Source organism: Shimia sp. (assembly GCF_965227725.1).
Taxonomy (GTDB): Bacteria; Pseudomonadota; Alphaproteobacteria; order Rhodobacterales; family Rhodobacteraceae; genus Shimia.
This window is the reverse complement of record NZ_CBDDGH010000004.1, coordinates 53374-72119: the sequence shown is the minus strand read 5'-3', so window position 1 is coordinate 72119 and position 18746 is coordinate 53374. Positions and strand designations below refer to the sequence as shown.

The 18746-nt window shown below is 60.3% G+C and carries 13 protein-coding genes; 7 read left to right on the top strand and 6 right to left on the bottom strand.

Features of this window, described 5'->3' with window-relative positions:
* Positions 1–66: 66 nt before the first annotated feature.
* Positions 67–885 (top strand): sulfotransferase family protein, encoded by an 819-nt coding sequence (locus ACO07T_RS08215; RefSeq protein ID WP_422048998.1) that lies wholly within the window; start codon positions 67–69, stop codon positions 883–885.
* A 264-nt stretch (positions 886–1149) separates the two neighbouring features.
* A complete protein-coding gene (locus ACO07T_RS08210) occupies positions 1150–2055 on the top strand; it encodes a LysR family transcriptional regulator (RefSeq protein WP_209077347.1) in 906 nt (301 codons plus the stop codon).
* A gap of 125 nt (positions 2056–2180) precedes the next feature.
* Here ACO07T_RS08210 and ACO07T_RS08205 read toward each other — a convergent pair whose 3' ends face one another.
* From ACO07T_RS08205 to ACO07T_RS08190, 4 genes are all read right to left on the bottom strand, one after another.
* Positions 2181–4208, bottom strand: a complete 2028-nt coding sequence (locus tag ACO07T_RS08205; RefSeq protein ID WP_422049339.1) for an FAD-dependent oxidoreductase — start codon at positions 4206–4208, stop codon at positions 2181–2183.
* 314 nt (positions 4209–4522) lie between these two features.
* Positions 4523–8041 carry a DNA polymerase III subunit alpha gene (dnaE, locus tag ACO07T_RS08200; RefSeq protein ID WP_422048997.1) on the bottom strand — a complete coding sequence of 1173 codons (3519 nt, stop codon included), beginning with the start codon at positions 8039–8041 and terminating at the stop codon, positions 4523–4525.
* Positions 8042–8183: 142 nt separating this feature from the next.
* A complete protein-coding gene (locus ACO07T_RS08195; RefSeq protein ID WP_209077555.1) occupies positions 8184–8378 on the bottom strand; it encodes a SlyX family protein in 195 nt (64 codons plus the stop codon).
* A 95-nt stretch (positions 8379–8473) separates the two neighbouring features.
* Positions 8474–9040 (bottom strand): carboxymuconolactone decarboxylase family protein, encoded by a 567-nt coding sequence (locus ACO07T_RS08190; RefSeq protein WP_209059951.1) that lies wholly within the window; start codon positions 9038–9040, stop codon positions 8474–8476.
* Positions 9041–9151: 111 nt separating this feature from the next.
* On the opposite strand from ACO07T_RS08190, the gene ACO07T_RS08185 reads away from it, so the two are divergent.
* On the top strand, positions 9152–9724 hold the full coding sequence (locus ACO07T_RS08185) for a TetR/AcrR family transcriptional regulator (RefSeq protein ID WP_209077353.1): 573 nt from the start codon (positions 9152–9154) through the stop codon (positions 9722–9724).
* 30 nt (positions 9725–9754) lie between these two features.
* Here ACO07T_RS08185 and ACO07T_RS08180 read toward each other — a convergent pair whose 3' ends face one another.
* The gene (locus ACO07T_RS08180; RefSeq protein WP_422048996.1) at positions 9755–11812 is read right to left on the bottom strand and encodes a putative bifunctional diguanylate cyclase/phosphodiesterase; all 2058 of its coding nucleotides are present in this window, start codon (positions 11810–11812) and stop codon (positions 9755–9757) included.
* Between the two features lie 199 nt (positions 11813–12011).
* Here ACO07T_RS08180 and hisS point away from each other — a divergent pair, with 199 nt between their 5' ends.
* The 4 genes from hisS (at position 12012) to ACO07T_RS08160 (ending at position 17933) form a co-directional block, all read left to right on the top strand.
* Positions 12012–13514 carry a histidine--tRNA ligase gene (hisS, locus tag ACO07T_RS08175; protein WP_422048995.1) on the top strand — a complete coding sequence of 501 codons (1503 nt, stop codon included), beginning with the start codon at positions 12012–12014 and terminating at the stop codon, positions 13512–13514.
* The gene (locus tag ACO07T_RS08170; RefSeq protein WP_422048994.1) at positions 13514–14599 is read left to right on the top strand and encodes an ATP phosphoribosyltransferase regulatory subunit; all 1086 of its coding nucleotides are present in this window, start codon (positions 13514–13516) and stop codon (positions 14597–14599) included. Before hisS ends, ACO07T_RS08170 begins: the two co-directional genes overlap by 1 nt.
* Positions 14596–15294 carry an ATP phosphoribosyltransferase gene (gene hisG, locus ACO07T_RS08165; RefSeq protein ID WP_209077361.1) on the top strand — a complete coding sequence of 233 codons (699 nt, stop codon included), beginning with the start codon at positions 14596–14598 and terminating at the stop codon, positions 15292–15294. Before ACO07T_RS08170 ends, hisG begins: the two co-directional genes overlap by 4 nt.
* Before the next feature lie 278 nt (positions 15295–15572).
* Complete coding sequence (locus ACO07T_RS08160; RefSeq protein ID WP_422048993.1) at positions 15573–17933, top strand: Tex family protein; 2361 nt, start codon at positions 15573–15575, stop codon at positions 17931–17933.
* Between the two features lie 158 nt (positions 17934–18091).
* Here the strand turns inward: ACO07T_RS08160 and aroQ are convergent, their stop codons facing one another.
* Positions 18092–18529 (bottom strand): type II 3-dehydroquinate dehydratase, encoded by a 438-nt coding sequence (gene aroQ, locus ACO07T_RS08155; RefSeq protein WP_422048992.1) that lies wholly within the window; start codon positions 18527–18529, stop codon positions 18092–18094.
* Positions 18530–18746: the final 217 nt, after the last annotated feature.

The following is an 18746-nucleotide window of genomic DNA, read 5'->3' as shown; positions in this document are numbered from 1 at the left end:
GAATTTTAAAATACGTACAGAGATCGTGGCATTTGAGCGAAGCACGGCGGTAACGGAGGCAGAGCAATGGGATTTCCCGGCACCTGGATGACGGAAAGTGAGAGCGTGGTGTACCGTGTGGTGCCCAAATGCGCTTGCTCGACGATCGGGCAGATCATGTATTACTCCGATCATGGCGCGTTTTTTGACGGTGACATCCATGACGCCAAGGGCGGGATGCACAAATGGGCGCTGGAAGGCAGCCACCAGCCGATCACCGACAATGTACGTGACCACCGCTCTTATGCGTTCACCTGTGTGCGCAATCCTTACACGCGCATTCTGTCGTCTTTCTTTGACAAGATCTGCGGCATTCAGCGCAACGGCAAACGCTATCGCGGCAATCTGGTGCCGATGCTGGTGCAGAAATACGGGATCGAAGTGGGCGGCGATGACGGCAAGCAGGAGTTTGACCAGATCCAGAGCTTCCGCCGCTTCCTGCTGTTTGCACGCGACACCATTCGCTGGCGGCGCCCGATGGACCCGGACATTCACTGGTCGGCCATGTCGGGCCATATCTCAACCTTCATCGTGAACGGCGGCGCCTACGACAAGATTTTCTGGACCGAGCAGTTCAACGACGGCATGCAGAGCGTGTTGGATCAGATCGAGACGCCGCATGCGGTGGATCTGGCGAGCATCCCGCGCTTCAACGAATCCGAGGGCCACGGCCCCAAGCGCGCGCATCCGGTTGAGGACTATTTCGACGATCTGTCGATGCATCTGGTCTATGAAATCTACAAACGCGATTTCCACCTGTTCAAATATGATTTCGAGAATCCGGCCAACAAAATGCCGATTGGGGAAATCGATCTGGACGAGGTTCACGCCAAATTGGGCGACTGATCGGCGGGCCGACCCGTCTTTCTGGCGAGTCTGTGCACAATAGAGATGTTAGTGGCCTGAACTGACCGGGCAGCCTTTCACATAAGTTGAGAGCGGTTTTTTCTGTGTTTCTGGGGCCTTATGGGCTGTGGAAACCGAATGTTTCCCTGTTTCCATGCCGCAAACGATCCCATGAAAACCCCGATATTGTCCGGCCTCTGCCCATATCCTGCCCGATTCCGGCGTCATAGATGGTGCTCAAGCGAGTAAGTAGAGGACACCAGCATGGATCGCCTGACCGAGATGGAAGCTTTTGCCACTGTTGTGGATCAGGGCGGATTCACGGATGCCGCCAAGAAGATGGGCATTTCCAAATCTGCGGTGTCAAAGCACGTCTCTTCCCTCGAAGCCCGTTTGGGCGCGCGTTTGTTGAACCGCACCACCCGCCGTGTCTCACCCACGGAGATTGGTCTGGCCTATTATGACCGCGCCCGGCGGGTTTTGAATGACGCAGGTGAGGCGGATGCGCTGGTGACCTCGATGCAATCGGCGCCTTCGGGTCTGTTACGGATCTCTGTGGCGACAGATTTTGGGGTCAATCACCTCTCCCCTGTGCTGGGCGACTTTCTGGCGGAATTCCCTGATATCACTGTGAATATGGTGCTGAACAACCGCTATGTGGAGCTGATTTCTGAGGGCTTTGATATGGCGATCCGCATTGGGGAGCTGGAAGACAGCACCCTGCGGGCGCGCAAATTGGCTGAGACCACCAAACGTATGATCGCGAGCCCGGCCTATTTTGAGAAATACGGCCGCCCGGAGAAAATTGACGATCTGAACCACCACAAACTGTTGCATTATTCCAGTCAGGCCAATGGCGCTGTCTGGAAACTGACCGCGCCGTCAGGCGAAAAGCGGCAGGTGCGCACGGCGGGCTGGCTTTCGGTGAATGACGGGCAATCCCTTCTGAATGCAGCACAATCTGGCCTCGGCATCGCCTATCTTCCGAACTTCCTCTATGCGGATGCGCTGGAGCAGGGGCTGGTTGAGGAAGCCATTCCGGATCTGCCGATTGAGACACAAGGCATTTATGCCGTTTACCCGCCCGGGCGCTTTACGCAGCCCAAGGTGCGCGCGTTTATCGACTTTCTGGTCCACGCTTTTGGCGACAAAGGCCCGGCCAACTGGTAATTTTCCCTGGCTTTCTATGAAAGCAACCTTAGCTCGGGTTCCTTGTGAACTCGGGCTTTTTCTTTTGTGCGGGCAACAAAAAAGGGGAGCGGCCAGCGCTCCCCTTTGGTTTTCTCATCAGGGCCTTACAGGCTTGCGGCCAGACGTGTGCCCTGATTGATGGCGCGTTTTGCGTCAAGCTCGGCAGCCACATCCGCGCCGCCAATCACGTGGCAGGTGACGCCTTCGGCCTCCAGCGCATCGGCCAGACTGCGGTCAGACAGCTGACCGGCGCAGATCACCACATTGTCGACTGCGATCACCCGAGGGTTTTCACGCGCTTCGCCAAAGGAAATGTGCAGGCCGTCATCGTCGATCCGCTCGTAGTTCACACCACCAAGCATCTCGACGTTCTTCATCTTGAGCGCCGCGCGATGGATCCAACCGGTTGTTTTCCCAAGACCTTTGCCAAGCGCTTTGGCCTTACGCTGCATCAGGGTGACCTGACGTGCCGGTGCGTGGGGCTGGGCCCCTTCGGGGGCGATGCCGCCGCGGTGCTCTTCGGGATCAGAGACACCCCATTCCACCATCCATTCCGGCAGGTTTTCGGTGAGGCTTTCACCTTCGTGCACGAGGAATTCGGAGACGTCAAAGCCGATGCCGCCTGCGCCGATGACGGCGACCTTTTTGCCGACAGGTTTCTTGTCGCGCAGCACATCGAGATAGCTCATCACCTCGGGACGGTCTTGGCCCGGAATGCCCGGGTCGCGCGGCACGATGCCGGTGGCGATGATGACCTCGTCAAAGCCAGCCAGCGTGTTGGCGGTGGCCTCGGTGTTCAGGCGGACCTCGATGTCGAGATCGGCGATCATGGCTTCATACCAGTCCACCAGCCCCCAGAATTCCTCTTTGCCGGGGATCTGTTTGGCAACGTTGAGCTGCCCGCCTAGTTTGTCGGCGCGGTCGATCAGTGTGACCTTGTGGCCGCGTTGTGCAGCGGTCATTGCGGCGGACAGACCGGCTGGTCCGGCGCCAACAACGGCGATGGACTTCACCGCATCCGCAGCAAGGATCGGTAATTCCGTTTCATGGCAAGCCCTTGGATTCACAAGACAAGATGTGAGTTTTCCGCCAAATGTGTGATCCAGACACGCCTGGTTGCAGCCGATGCAGGGGGCGATGTGGGCGGCTTTGCCTTCGGAGGCTTTGTTGACAAAATCACTGTCCGCGAGGAAAGGCCGGGCCATGGAAATCATGTCGGCGCAGCCCTCGGCCAGCACCTCTTCGGCCACTTCAGGCGTGTTGATGCGGTTGGAAGTGATCACCGGGATGCCAACCTTGCCCATCAGCTTTTTGGTGACCCATGCAAAGGCGCGGCGGGGCACGGAGGTGGCGATGGTCGGAATGCGCGCCTCGTGCCAGCCGATGCCGGTGTTGATGATGGTTGCGCCTGCTTTTTCAATCTCTTGCGCCAGCTGCACCACTTCTTCGTGGGTGGAGCCATTGGGCACCAGATCAATCATCGACAGACGGTAGATGATGATGAAATCCTCGCCCACAGCCTCGCGGCAGCGGCGCACCACTTCGATGGGCAGGCGGATGCGGTTTTCGTAAGACCCGCCCCAGCGGTCCGTGCGTTTGTTCACATGGGTGACAATGAACTGATTGAGGAAATAGCCCTCGCTGCCCATGATCTCAATACCGTCATAACCGGCTTCGCGCGCGCGGGTGGCGGCGGTGATAAAGTCTTGAATTTGCTTTTCAATTCCCTCTTCATCCAGCTCCTTTGGCGGGAAGGGAGAGATCGGGGATTTGATCGGTGAAGCAGACACGCATTCCGGCCCGTAAGCATAGCGCCCAGCGTGCAGGATCTGCATGGCGATCTTGCCACCCGCCTCATGGACGCGGTTTGTCACCACCTTGTGGTTGGCGATGTCCTGATCGGAAAACAGCCCGGCAGCACCTGGGAAAACGCCGCCCTCTTTGGAAGGGGCCATGCCGCCTGTGACGATCAGGCCAACGCCGCCGCGGGCGCGTTCAGCGTAAAATTCCGCCACCCGATTCCAGTCTTTGGTTTCTTCCAGACCGGTGTGCATCGAGCCCATCAGGACGCGGTTTTTCAGAGTGGTAAAGCCCAGATCAAGCGGGGCCAGCATATGGGGATATTGAGTCACAGGTGCCTCCATCGGTGCCTCCTCATTTCCGGTTGACCAAAACGTAAAGACGGGGCGCTGTCACCCCTGAACGCGGCGTCATCGTCGCTGCGTCATGGCCAAAGTGTTGCGCGGCGATTGGGCCATATTAACCATAAATCGCGACGTCGGTATTGCGTCTGTATCGCGGCTGTATTGCGTAGGTGCCAAATGCAGGCGGCTGCAAAACCTTAAGGCGGCGCGCGTTGCGCCTTCCTCTTGCCAAAAAAAACTCGGGTGAAGTCCCATCTGTAATCGGGCGAGGGCGGAGTCCTCAAAAGGCTCAGCGCGGGAGGTTAGACCTCCTGCACCGCCATCACCCCTTCGACGGATTTCAGCGCGCTTTTGATCTGGGGATTGACCGGGAAGCCTGCGCCCGCGTCGATCTCCACCTCGCCGGGCAGCTCCATATTGGTGAGGCAGAACACAATCGGGCCTTTGGGAGCTTTGGGCATGCTTTCCTTGGCACCCTGCAGGATGTTGGCCACAGGCCCCACGGCGCTGGCGTCATCGAGGAAGATCTTGAGGCCCGCATTCCCAGCATCTGCGACGATGGTGTCTACCGGCGTCATGGATTGGGCCAGCAGCTTGAGCTGATCACTTTCCATTTCTGCCTTCACGGTCACGACCACTTTGGAGCCGGTTTCGAGATACTCGCGGCATTTTTCCAGTGTGTCCGAGAAGATCGTGACCTCATAGGCCCCGGTCGGGTCGGAGAGCTGGGCAAAGGCGAAGCGGTTGCCGCGTGCGGATTTGCGTTCCTGTCGGCCGGAAACACGACCGGCGAGTTTGGCGATACAGGCCCCACCGCGCGCCTTGTCGGTGAGCTCGTCCAGCGTGAGCACCTGCTTGCGTTTCAGGGCGGCCATATAGTCTTCGAGCGGGTGACCGGAGAGGAAGAAACCAATCGCTTTGGCTTCCTCGTCCAGACGCTCGGCCTGTAGCCAGTCTCCGGCAGGGGAGAGGCGCGGCTCTGGCAGGTCATCCCCGGCCTCGCCAAAGAGCGAGACCTGATTGGAGGTCTTCTGCTCATGAATGGCGGCGGAGTAGTTCACCAGACCATCGAGGCTTTCCAGCACACGGCGGCGGTTGCCATCGAGCTGATCAAAGGCGCCGGAGCGGGCGAGCATTTCCAGCGGGCGTTTGCCCACTTTTTTGAGATCGACCCGACGGGCAAAATCAAATAGCGTGGCAAAAGGCTTGTCCTGCCCGTCGACCTTGCGGCCTTCGGTGACGAGTTTCATCGCCTCCACACCGACGTTTTTCAGCGCCCCAAGGGCGTAGACCAGCGCGCCGTCGACCACTTTGAAGGTGGCGTCAGAGCGGTTCACGCAGGGCGGCACATAGGGCAGTTTGAGCGCCTTTTTGACCTCTTCAAAATAGACCGCGAGCTTATCTGTGAGGTGGATATCGCAGTTCATCACCCCGGCCATGAATTCAACCGGGTGGTTGGCTTTGAGCCAGGCGGTCTGATAGCTCACCACCGCATAGGCGGCCGCGTGGGATTTGTTAAAGCCGTAGTTGGCGAATTTTTCCAGAAGGTCGAAAACCTCGGAGGCTTTCTTGGCCGGAACACCGTTTTCCGCCGCGCCTTTTTCAAATTTCGGGCGCTCGGCGTCCATCGCCTCTTTGATCTTCTTACCCATGGCGCGGCGCAACAGGTCGGCGCCGCCAAGGGAGTAGCCCGCCATGACCTGCGCGATCTGCATCACCTGTTCCTGATAAACGATGATGCCCTGGGTTTCCTCAAGGATGTGGTCGATCAGCGGGTGGACAGATTCGATCTCGCGCTGCCCGTTTTTGACCTCGCAATAGACCGGGATGTTCTCCATCGGACCCGGACGGTAGAGCGCCACAAGCGCAACGATGTCCTCAATACAGGTGGGTTTCATGCGCTTAAGCGCATCCATCATGCCGGTGGATTCCACCTGGAACACGGCGACGGTTTTGGCGTCGGAGTAAAGCTTGTAGGTCGGCCCGTCATCCAGCGGGATGGCGTTGATCTGGTTTTCGGCCCCCTCTGCAGGCTCATAAAGCTGGGTGCCATCGGCGGCCACATGCAGCGGGCGGCCCGAGCTGTGGATTTGCTCAATGGCGTTCTGGATCACTGTCAGGGTTTTCAGACCCAAGAAGTCGAACTTCACAAGCCCCGCCTGTTCGACCCATTTCATATTGAATTGGGTGGCGGGCATGTCAGAACGCGGATCTTGGTAAAGCGGCACCAGCGCGTCCAGCGGACGGTCGCCAATCACCACACCGGCGGCGTGGGTGGAGGCGTTCCGCAACAGCCCTTCAACCTGTTGGCCGTAGGTCAGGAGGCGGTTCACCACCTCTTCGTTTTCGGCCTCTTCGCGCAGGCGCGGCTCTTCCTTGAGACTGTCGGCGATGGACATGGGCTTCACGCCCTCCACCGGGATCAGCTTGGAGAGGCGGTCCACCTGACCGTATGGCATCTGCAGCACGCGGCCGATGTCGCGCACGGCGGCCTTGGACAGCAGCGCACCAAAGGTGATGATCTGCCCCACTTTGTCGCGGCCGTATTTCTGCTGCACGTATTTGATGACCTCCTCGCGGCGGTCCATGCAGAAGTCGATGTCGAAGTCGGGCATCGAGACCCGTTCCGGGTTGAGGAAGCGTTCAAACAGCAGCGAGTAGCGCAGCGGGTCAAGGTCGGTGATGGTGAGCGCATAGGCCACAAGGCTGCCCGCACCGGAGCCCCGGCCCGGGCCTACGGGGATGCCGTGATCTTTGCCCCATTGGATAAAGTCCGCAACGATCAGGAAGTAGCCGGGAAAGCCCATGCCTTCGATGATGCCCAGCTCAAAATCGAGCCGCTCCTGATATTCCTCCACACTCACGGCGTGGGGGATCACCGCAAGGCGGGCCTGCAGGCCTTCATTGGCGATGCGACGCAGCTCAGCCACCTCATCGTCGGCAAATTTGGGCAGGATCGGGTCGCGCAGATAGGTGGCAAAGGCGCAGCGTTTGGCGATTTCCACTGTGTTTTCAATCGCCTCAGGGAGATCGGCAAAGAGCGTGATCATCTCTTCTTGCGATTTGAAATAGTGCTGCGGGGTCAGGCGGCGGCGGCCCTCCTGCTGATCCACATAGGCCCCTTCCGAGATACAGATCAGCGCATCATGCGCCTCATACATATCGGTTGTAGGGAAGTAGACATCATTGGTGGCGACCAGCGGGATGTCCATGGCGTAGGCCATCTCGATAAAGCCGCGCTCGGTCAGCTGTTCAGCCTCAGGCTTGCCGTGCTCGCCGGGGTGACGCTGCAGCTCCACATAGAGGCGGTCGTCAAAAATCTCTTTGAAACGGGTCATCATGGCGCGGGCGGCATCATGCTGGCCGTTGCGCATCATGCGGCCCATGGGCCCGTCCGGCCCGCCGGTGAGACAGATCAACCCAGCAGAGCGCTCCGCCAGCTCCTCCATGGTGACCTGCGGCAGCTGCCCGCCTTTGTCCACATAGAGGCAGGAGGACAGCTTCATAAGGTTTTCATAGCCTTCCTCGCGCTGGCTCAGCAGCACGATGGGGGCCGGGGGCGGCGGGGCCGTGCGACCGGTCGGGTCGTTGTGCGGCATGTGCAGATCGACCTGACAGCCGACGATCGGCTGAATGCCCGCGTTTTGCGCCCCGACCGAGAATTCCAGCGCCGCAAACAGGCTGTTGGTGTCGGTGATGGCGACGGCGGGCATGCCCATCTTTTCACAAAGCGCGGGCAGTTTTTTTACGCGCACGGCGCCCTCCAGCAGAGAGTATTCCGTGTGGGTGCGCAGGTGAATGAATCGGGGAGCTGTGGTCATTGCCACAGGCTATCTCAGCCCTGCGGGGGAGGAAACACCCGCCAGCTTTCTCATTCCAAAAATATCCCGGGTGAAGTCACATCATTGATGTGACGAGGGCAGCGCCCTCAAGCAGGCTCAGCGCAGCTGAGCCACTGGAAGGTCAATAATGCGGCGGGCGTTCGTCGCCGATCACCACACCGCCGCCGCCTTCGGCTTCGCGGCTGGCTTCGCGTTCCATCAGCATGTGCACACGGCGGGTGAGCAGGGCAATCTCGCTGTCCTGACGGGCCACAACATCGCTGAGATCCTCGATGGTGCGGGTCAGGTGGGCGATTTGTTCTTCAAGCTTTTGCACGGTGTGTTCCATGCGCCTGCCATAGGCGTGAAGGGGCCGCGCCGTCAAGCGCAGCCCCGTGTTTTGCTCCGTTGGCCCTGAAGGGCCGGGCGGGATTACACCTCCAGAGGGGTGTTGCCGCGTTCCCATTTCAGCGGGTGGAACACTTCGTCGACCGGGGTCTGTGCCACGTGGTTGACGTAGTTGGACATGGTTTTCTGCGCCAGACCGAGGATCACGTCGAGCACCGCGCGGTGGCCGTAGCCTGCATCAAAGAAAGCTTTCATCTGCGCTTCAGACACGTTGCCGCGTTCACGCACCATCTGCACGGTGAAGGTGCGCAGAGCTTCCAGCTTGGCGGAAGGCAGCGGGGTTTCGTTGCGCAGCGCCTCGGTGATCTCGTCAGACACTTTCATCATTTTCGCGATGCCGGTGTGGGCTGGCACACAGTAGTGGCAGGCGTGCTCAACGTTGATGGACTGCCAGACAACGGTGAGCTCATCGGCGTCAAAATCGGTCTCGGTGAAGAGTTTGTGCAGCAGCTGGTAGCCTTCATAGGCCTGTGGGCTCTCTGCCAGAACCTTGTGCAGACCGGGCAGGCGGCCAAAGGCTTTCTGGGAGTTTTCCAGCAGCGGCTTGGAGGCTTCTGGGGCGGTTTCGAGGTCGTGGGACGGGAAGCTCATGAGGATTATTCCTGTGAATCAGTGTTGATGAGACTCATTTAGGCTTTATTGAGTGATCACTCAAGTATATTGTTGAGCAATCATTCAAGAATTAGCCGTAACGAGTCCGTGATGCCCCGAAAGCCAAATTATGACCGCCAAGAGTTGATAGGCCGCGCCCGTGATCTGTTCTGGCAGCGCGGCTGGGCGGGCACGTCGCTCAAGGATCTGGAGGCAGAGCTTCAGATGAAGCCGGGCAGCTTCTATGCGGCTTTCGGCTCCAAGGACGCGCTGTTTGAGCTGGCGCTAAATCAATATGCCTCTGACGGGGTGGCGGGGCTGACCGCATTGGCGCAGGAGCTCGGGCCGCTTGAGGCGCTCAAGCGTTGGCCGCAGATTGCGATCGGCAATGGGGCGGCACCGGCCAAAGCCTGTATGTTGTCAAAAACGCTGTTGGAGCTGCGGGCGCACAACCACCCGCTTGCTGAAACCGCGAGCCAGCATCTGTTGAAGATGGAAGCCACCTTTGCCGCCTTGTTTGCGCAGGCGCAGGCCGCCGGGGAGATTGATGCGGCGCATAATCCCAAGGCTTTGGCGCGGCGCTATCAGTCTGATCTGCTGGGGCTGCGCGTGTCAGCAGAGCGCGAAGGGGTGGATGGCGTAGCCATCGCGCAGGAGATCGCCGACGACCTCGGTGCGCTTTAGGCTTCGGTTCAAATCAGCCGTTGGTGCCGGTTAGCCCTTGGTGCCGGTCTGTGCTGCGCCGTCCGGCAGGTTGAGCGCGGTGCGCAGATAGCCCTCCACATCCTCCAGCTCCAGCGGACGGGAGAAGAGATAGCCCTGACCCACGCGGTTGCCGACCCCGTGCAGCAGCGCGATCTGCTCTTCGGTTTCGATGCCTTCCACCACCAGATCAATGTCGAGCTGGCACAGCATATCGGCGAGGTGACGGACCAGAATGTGGTTGTCATTGCCCGCGTGAATGTCGCGCACAAATTCCCGGTCAATCTTGATCTCGTCAAATTCCATGCGCAGCAGGTAGGCGAGTGAGGAATAGCCGGTGCCAAAATCATCCAGCGCGCTGCGCACGCCCTGTTTGCGCAGAGCGCCCATTGTGGCCTGAACCGCCTCCATCTTTTCCATTGCGGCGGTTTCGGTCACTTCCAGTGTCAGAAGTTCGGGATCAAACCCCGTGGTCCAGAGAATGTCCTGAATGTCCTCGGCAAGGGACAGGCTGCGGAAGCTTTTGGCGGAAACATTGACAGAAATGGGCACCGGCATGCCCATATCCGCGCTCAGCGTTCTGGCAAAGCGGGCGGCTTTTTTGAGCACATAGAGATCGAGGTCTTTCACCACGCCGGAGCTTTCGGCGATGGTGATGAACTCGTCGGGTGAGATGTCTTCGCCGTCCAGACGCCAGCGCGCCAGCGCTTCAAATCCGCGGAATTGCCGGTTGCTCAGATTGACCTGCGGCTGCAGCGCGACACGGATGTCGCCATTGCGGATCGCGTCAGGCAGGCGGGCGGCGATGGTCTTCTGCCGCTGCATACAGGCGTCGATGACCTTGTCGTATTCCTGATAGGTGTTTTTGCCGAGCCCTTTGGCCGAATAGAGCGCGGCGTCTGCGGCCTTGAGCAATTCGCTTGGCGTTTGCCCCATGCCCTGATCGGCGCAGGCCAGACCAATGGAGCATTTCGGGGTGATGGACCAGTTCTCAAATTCCATCGGACGGGTGACCTGCGCGAGCATACGCGGGGCCACTGCCGCGCCAAGGCTGAAGGCGTTGCGGGCGTTCCAGATCAGGGCAAATTCATCGCCGCCCAAGCGCGCGACCATCGCATCCACATCGCGGGTGGCTGCTTTCAGGCGCTGGGCGACCTCAACCAACAGGGCATCACCGGCGGCGTGGCCCATGGTGTCGTTCACCAGTTTGAAGTCATCCAGATCCACCAGCGCCGCGGTCAGGGTGTTGCGTTCGGGCAGATCAAAGCTCTCGCGCAAATGCTCGTTGAAGAGCTTGCGGTTGGGCAGGCCGGTCAGCGGATCATGGGACAGCAGGAACTTTTCCTTGGCGTCTGCCGCGTTTTTCATTTCCTCGATTTTGACCTGCGATTTCAGCTGCAGCACATGGAGGTTGCGGGCGTGTTCGCGAAAGCCGATGAGCCAGAAGACGGCCAGAGAGCCAAAGAACCAGACGGCGGCATATTTGGCATCTGCCAGCGCGTTGGCGGTCATGTCGCGCTCAACAACATAGGCGCCCATCGCGTCGCCCAGTTGAAACACCTCTTCGCCAAGCAATGTGTTGTGGCAGCTCACACAGGTTTCTTTTTCCGCAATCGATGGCACCAGGGTGCGGCTGATGAGCCGGCCATTCTCCCAATGCTGTTCGTGCACCGGCGCGTGGTTTGATTGGCCTGAAAATCCGGCGATGACCTCGGACAGGCGGGGATCATCTTCGCTGGTGCCAAGTTCCAGACCGGGCAGGCCCGGCATGCGCATCTGCGTGTTGGCGCGCCCGTCGCGCTCGACTTGTCCTGTGCTGGAAAAATGCTCGATGCCAAGGCGCCGGAAATGCGCCGGAATAGGGGAGTCCTCGCCGCGCGCATCGGAAAACACGGCCACAAAACTGTCGGTCATTTCCACGAGCTGCAAACGCTCATGCTTGCTGATGTGGTTTTCCTCAACCCGCAGCACGGCAAAGAAGATCAGCGCAGTGCCAAGAGCAATTGCGATGGACCAAAGCAGCGTCTTGGTTTTTTCCGGTGCCAAGGACGGCAAAGTGAGGTCGGTCATCGAAAGGCCTGACAAATACGCATGTCGGAACATTTTTGTGCAAGTGTCCTTAGATTCGGTGAATCTGGCTTTGATTGCGGGGGCAGATTTGGGGCCGGGTGCCGTAAGGGCCGGGCGCTGTCATAAAGCCTTTCCTTGCTCCTCTGCGGGGCATTCTGTAAAGGCACAGGCGACGTAATTTCACTCAGGGACCATGGATATGGCCAAGCAGAAGAAAGCCCCCCGCCCCAAGGCAGTCACGCCAAAGGGGTTCCGCGACTATTTTGGTGTGGAGGTGACCGAGCGCACCGAGATGCTGCATCAGATCGCCGGGGTCTATCATCGCTATGGTTTTGAGGCGCTTGAGAGCAGCGCGGTGGAAACTGTTGAGGCGCTGGGCAAGTTCCTTCCGGATGTTGATCGCCCCAATGAAGGCGTGTTTGCCTGGCAGGAATTTGACGAGAAAGATCAGGGTGACTGGATGGCCCTGCGCTATGATCTGACCGCGCCTTTGGCACGAGTCTATGCGCAGCACCGCAATGATCTGCCCAACCCTTATCGGCGTTATGCGATGGGGCCGGTGTGGCGCAATGAAAAGCCCGGACCGGGGCGCTATCGTCAGTTTTATCAATGTGATGCAGACACTGTAGGCACGGCGAGCATGGCGGCGGATGCGGAAATCTGCGCGATGCTGTCTGACACGCTGGAGACCGTGGGCATTCCGCGCGGGGATTTCCTTGTGCGGGTGAACAACCGCAAGGTCATGAACGGTGTGCTTGAAGTGATGGGTCTTGGTGACGATCAGGCGGCACGCGACAACGTGCTGCGCACCATCGACAAGTTCGACAAGGTGGGCGAGAGCGGCGTGCGCGAATTGCTGGGCAAAGGCCGTCTGGATGCCTCTGGTGCTTACATCGACGGTGTGGGCCTGTCTGACGATCAGATCGAGCCGGTGATTGCCTTCCTGACCTCTAAAGCCGACGATGTGGCCAAGACCTTTGACAATCTGCGCGGTGCGGTTGGCGCTTCCAAAGTGGGTGCTGAGGGCATTGCCGAGCTGGAGCAGATTGGCGAGCTGCTGGCCGCTGGGGGCTATGGCAGCGACCGGATTGAGATCGACCCCTCCATTGTGCGTGGCCTTGGCTATTACACCGGGCCGGTGTTTGAGGCGGAGCTGACCTTTGAAATTCTCGATGAGAAGGGCCGCAAGCGGCAGTTTGGCTCTGTGTCCGGCGGTGGTCGTTATGATGGCTTGGTGAAGCGCTTCACTGGCCAAGAAGTGCCTGCGGTTGGGGTGTCGATCGGGGTGGATCGCCTGCTGGCGGCGCTGCGCGAGAAAGGTCGTATTGGTGGCGTGGCCACGGGGCCTGTGGTGGTGACCGTGATGGATCGCGACCGGATGTCGGATTATCAGGCGATGGTGGCGGAGCTGCGCAATGCTGGCATTCGCGCCGAGGTTTATCTTGGTAATCCGAAGAACTTCGGCAACCAGCTGAAATACGCGGATAAGCGCAACAGCCCTGTGGCGGTGATCGAAGGTGGTGACGAGAAAGCCAACGGTGTGGTGCAGCTCAAAGACCTGATCTTGGGTGCAAAAATTGCCGAGAGCGCCACATTGGAAGAGTGGAAAGAACGCCCGAGCCAGTTTGAGGTGCCACGCGGTGATCTGGTGGCGAAGGTGCGCGAGATTCTGGCGTCTCAGAGCGAAGAGCAGGCGGGCTGATGGCACAAAAATCCAAAATCCGCGCGCGGGCGGCAGCGCTGGCTGCTGGCTTTGAAGCGGCGGGTGCGGTGCCGGTGGAAACGCCGATTCTGCTGCCTGCGGACGCGCTTCTGGACCTGTATGGCGAAGACATTCGCGGGCGCGCCTATGTGACCTCTGATGCGCTGCGCGGGGAACAGATGCTGCGCCCTGATTTCACGGTGCCTGTCGTTCAGATGCATATGGCCCATGGGGCGGAACCGGCGCGTTACACTTACGCGGGTGAGGTGTTCCGGCGGCAGGAGGATGATCCTGCGCGCGCCAATGAATATATGCAGGTCGGCTATGAGGTGTTTGACCGCGAGAACCCTGCGGCGAGTGACGCTGAGGTGTTTGCGGTGATGCAGGACGCGCTGAAAGGCGTGGAACTGCGGGCCGCGACGGGTGACATCGGCATTCTGGCTGCAGCAGTGGCCGGGCTGGAAACCACCGAGCGGCGCAAACGCGCGCTGGCGCGCCACATCTGGCGGCCCCGGCGGTTTAAGGCGTTGCTGGATCGGTTTGCCGGGCGCAGCGAGGTGCCTGCAAGTCGGGCGGCGCTTTTGGCGGCGGATGATCCGATGGCGCATGGCTTCACCGATATTGGCTTGCGGTCGCAAACTGAGGTGGCGGCGCGGATTGAGGCGCTGCGCGAGGATGCGGCGGCGGCGCCGATCTCGCCTTTGCAGGTGGAGCTGATCGAAGCGCTGCTGAATGTGCGCGAGACGCTGCCCAATGCGCTTGAGCATATCCGCGACCTGGCGGTGGACATGCCCGCGATCAGCGGAGCCGCGCGCCGGTTGCGCGAGCGTATGGAAGCGCTGGATGCGCGCGGTGTGGACGTGGAAAGCCTTGAGTTTGAGGCCAGCTATGGCCGCACCTCGATGGAATATTACGACGGGTTTGTCTTTGGCTTTTATGTGCCGGATCGGGCGGATCTGCCTGCGGTGGCCACGGGCGGGCGTTATGATGCGCTGACCCAAGTGCTTGGTCAGGGACGGGAAATTCCCGCTGTGGGTGGTGTGATCCGCCCCGGCGTGTTGGTCGATCTGGAGGACGCGGCATGAGCATCAAGCTGGGTGTGCCCTCCAAAGGGCGGTTGATGGAGAAGACCTTTGACTGGTTTGGCGCGCGCGGCGTGCAGCTGAGCCGGACGGGATCAGATCGTGAATATGCAGGGGCCGTTGAAGGCGTTGAGGGCGTGGAGCTGGTGCTGCTGTCGGCAGGGGAAATCCCGCGTGAGCTGGCGGCAGGGCGCATTCACCTTGGCGTCACGGGCACCGATCTTGTGCGCGAAAAGCTTGGTCAGTGGGAGCAGCAGGTTGCGGAGCTGGCGCTTTTGGGCTTTGGCCATGCGGATCTGATCATTGCCGTGCCGGGCTGTTGGGCCGATGTGGACACGCTGGATGATCTGGATGCGGCGGCCTCGGCGTTCCGGGAGACCCATGGGTTCCGGATGCGGATTGCCACCAAATATCACCGTCTGGTGCGGGAATTCCTGCGCGACAATGGTGTGGCGGATTATCAGCTGGTGGACAGCCAAGGCGCGACCGAAGGCACGATCAAGAATATGACGGCGGAAGGCGTGGCGGATATCACCTCGACAGGCGATACGCTGCGGGCCAACCACCTGAAAATCCTGTCTGATGCCTTGGTGCTGAAGTCGCAGGCAACGCTGTTTAAAAGCCGCAAGGCGGCCATGACGGATGAAGAGCGCGCGACCATGAAGGCGCTTTTGCAGACGCTGGAGCTTGACGGGTAAGGCCCGTCTTGGCCCGGAAATAAGGGCGTAGCCCGCCGGGCCGCGCCCGACCCTCCCCATGGGAGGGCGCATTTGCGGCGATGCGACCAATCTTCTCCTTGGAGTTGGTGGCCCCATAAACTGGCATTTCAGAGGTATGCTGCGCCCACCCAGGGTCAGGCGCGTCCCTGGGTTGTGACGCTCTTTCGGCGGTATTTCTCTGAGCGGGGCGTTCCGCTCTTGGCCCCACGGCAGGCAATGCTAAGAAGGGTGCTCCAATGATTTTCAGGAGAGCCCCCTTGGATACGAGCACGCGCATTTTCCGCACCATTGCTGGCGAGATTGCCGCCAAACCGGATCAGGTTGGAGCGGCTGTGAAGCTTCTGGATGAGGGCGCGACGGTGCCGTTTGTGGCGCGGTACCGCAAAGAGGTGACAGGTGGGCTGGATGACAGCCAGCTGCGGACCTTGGCGGATCGGCTGGCTTATCTGCGGGAGCTGGAAGCGCGGCGCGAGACCGTGGCCGCCTCGATCACCGAGCAGGGCAAGATGACCGATGCGCTGGCCAAAGCCATTGTGGGGGCGGAGACCAAAGCCGCGCTGGAAGATATTTACCTGCCTTGCAAACCCAAACGCCGCACCAAGGCGATGATTGCGCGGGAAAACGGGCTGGCCCCGCTTGCAGAGGCGATTTTGGCGGATCGCACGGCGGACCCTGAGGCGCTGGCGGCGGGCTATGTCACCGAAAACGTGGCCGATGTGAAAGCGGCGCTGGATGGCGCGCGCGATATTGTCGCTGAAGGGCTGACAGAGAATGCCACGCTTTTGGGCGAGCTGCGCAGCTTCTTGCAGAAAGAGGCGATTGTGGCGGCCAAGGTGATTTCCGGTCAGGAACAGGCAGGCGCGAAGTTTTCGGATTATTTTGAGCATTCCGAGCCGTGGTCCAAAGTGCCAAGCCACCGTGCGCTGGCGATGATGCGCGCCTCCAAGGAAGGCGTGATCTCGCTGGACATTGGCCCTGATCCCGAGGGCGGCAAGGAGCGCGCGGAGATGATGGTGGCGAGCTACCTCGACACCCGCAGCGAGGCGCCCGGTGATCTGTGGCTGCGCAAAGTGGCGGGCTGGACCTGGCGGGTGAAGCTGAGCCTGACGATGACTGTGGATCTGATGGGCGAGCTGCGCGCGCGGGCACAGGAAGAGGCCATTCAGGTATTTGCGCGCAACTTGAAAGACCTTTTGCTGGCAGCTCCTGCGGGGGCAAAGGCGACGCTGGGTCTGGACCCGGGCATTCGGACGGGCTGTAAAGTGGCGGTGGTGGATGCCACCGGCAAGCTGTTGGATACGGCCACGATTTATCCCTTCCAGCCGAAGAATGATGTGCGCGGTGCAGAGGCGACCTTGATGGCGCTGATTGCCAAACATGGCGTTGAGCTGGTCGCGATTGGCAATGGCACCGCGAGCCGGGAGAGCGAGAAGCTGGTGGGTGAGGTGCTGAAGCATTTGCCCAAAGGTGTGAAAGCGCCGACCAAAGTGGTGGTGAGCGAGGCGGGGGCCTCGGTTTACTCCGCAAGCGAGCTGGCGGCGCGGGAGTTCCCGGGGCTGGATGTGTCTTTGCGCGGCGCGGTGTCGATTGCGCGGCGTTTGCAGGATCCGTTGGCGGAGCTCGTAAAGATCGAGCCGAAATCCATCGGGGTTGGCCAGTATCAGCACGATGTGGATCAGCACCGTTTGGGCAAGTCGCTGGAAGCTGTTGTAGAAGACGCGGTGAACGCGGTCGGTGTGGACCTGAACATGGCCTCCGCACCGCTCTTGGCGCATGTCTCCGGTCTTGGGCCCGGTCTGGCAGAAGCGATTGTGGCGCATCGGGACGAAAACGGCGCCTTTGGCTCGCGCAAGGAGCTGTTGAAGGTGGCGCGCTTGGGGCCGGTGGCCTTTGAACAATGCGCGGGGTTCTTGCGGATCACCGAAGGAGATGAGCCGCTAGACGCCAGCGCGGTGCACCCGGAAGCCTATGATGTGGCACGCAAAATTGTTTCGGCCTGTGGTCGGGACGTGCGCAGCCTTATGGGCGATGGTGCGGCGCTGAAGCGGCTGCGGGCGGAGGAGTTTGTTTCCGAGAAGTTTGGTCTGCCAACCGTGCGCGATATTCTGAGCGAGCTGGAAAAGCCGGGGCGTGACCCGCGCCCGACGTTCAAGACCGCGACCTTTGCCGATGGGGTGGAAGAGATTTCAGACCTCAAGCCTGGCATGGTGCTCGAAGGCACAGTGACCAATGTGGCGGCCTTTGGGGCCTTTGTGGATGTGGGCGTGCATCAGGATGGTTTGGTGCATGTGAGCCAGCTGGCGGATCGCTTTGTGAAAGACCCGCATGAGGTGGTGAAGGCTGGCGATGTGGTGAAGGTCACCGTGACCGAGGTGGATGTGCCGCGCAAACGCATCGGGCTTTCCATGCGCAAGGATGGCGGGGCATCGGCCAAAGAAGACCGCAACGCACGCGCGGGCTTTGGCGGCAAAGGACGTGGTGGGCCTGCTGGCGGGCCGCGTGGGAAAGGGCCGCGCGGCGGTGGCGGCGGAGGCAACTACAGTGCCAAGCCCAAGCAGCAAGACAGCGGCAATGGCGCATTGGGCGCTGCGTTGATGGATGCGATGCGCAAGAAGTGATGAGGGGAGGGCGGCGCCTGCCTGGGTAGGCGCTTTTGCAGCGTGAAAGGCTGCGCTGTGGTTCCCCAAACCACTTGGCTCACTATCTGTTGAGCCGTTGCAGATGCGCCTGCCGGGGGGCAGGCAGGCGCAGACCTCCCTGCGGTCGGTCGGAAGGATTAACCCAGCAGTGTGCCCATGCGGCGCATGGCCAGTGCGTAGCCTTCCACGCCAAAGCCTGCGATCACACCTTCGGCGCGGGCAGAGACATAGGAGTGATGCCGGAAGGTCTCGCGTTTGTGAATGTTGGAGATATGCACCTCCAGCACCGGGCCTTCAAAGGTGTTGAGCGCATCCAGAATGGCTACGGACGTATGGCTGTAGGCGGCAGGGTTGATGATGATCCCGGCCGCTTGCGCGCGGGCCTCATGGATCCAGTCGACCAGCTCGCCTTCGTGATTGGATTGCAGCAGCTTCACCGACAAGCCAAGCGCGGCCCCGACCGCGGCGCAGGAGGTTTCAACATCGGCCAGCGTGTCGTGGCCGTAAATCTCCGGCTCGCGTTTGCCCAGAAGGTTCAGGTTGGGGCCGTTGAGGATGTAGATTGTGCTGCTCATCTGCGCTCTGCCTTTTGTGGTGCTTCCGACCTAGCCGGAAACGGCGGGCCGGGGCAATAGGGCGCAAAAACGCGCAGGAAATCTGTGACATGGGAGAAAAGCCCGGTGCGGCACTTCTAACGCCATAAAAGTGCGGGAGAAAATTGCCTTTGAACGGGGGCTTTGCTAGCGTCGCCACAGCAACCAAAACGGCAGCGATCGGGGGAGGGTCACAGGC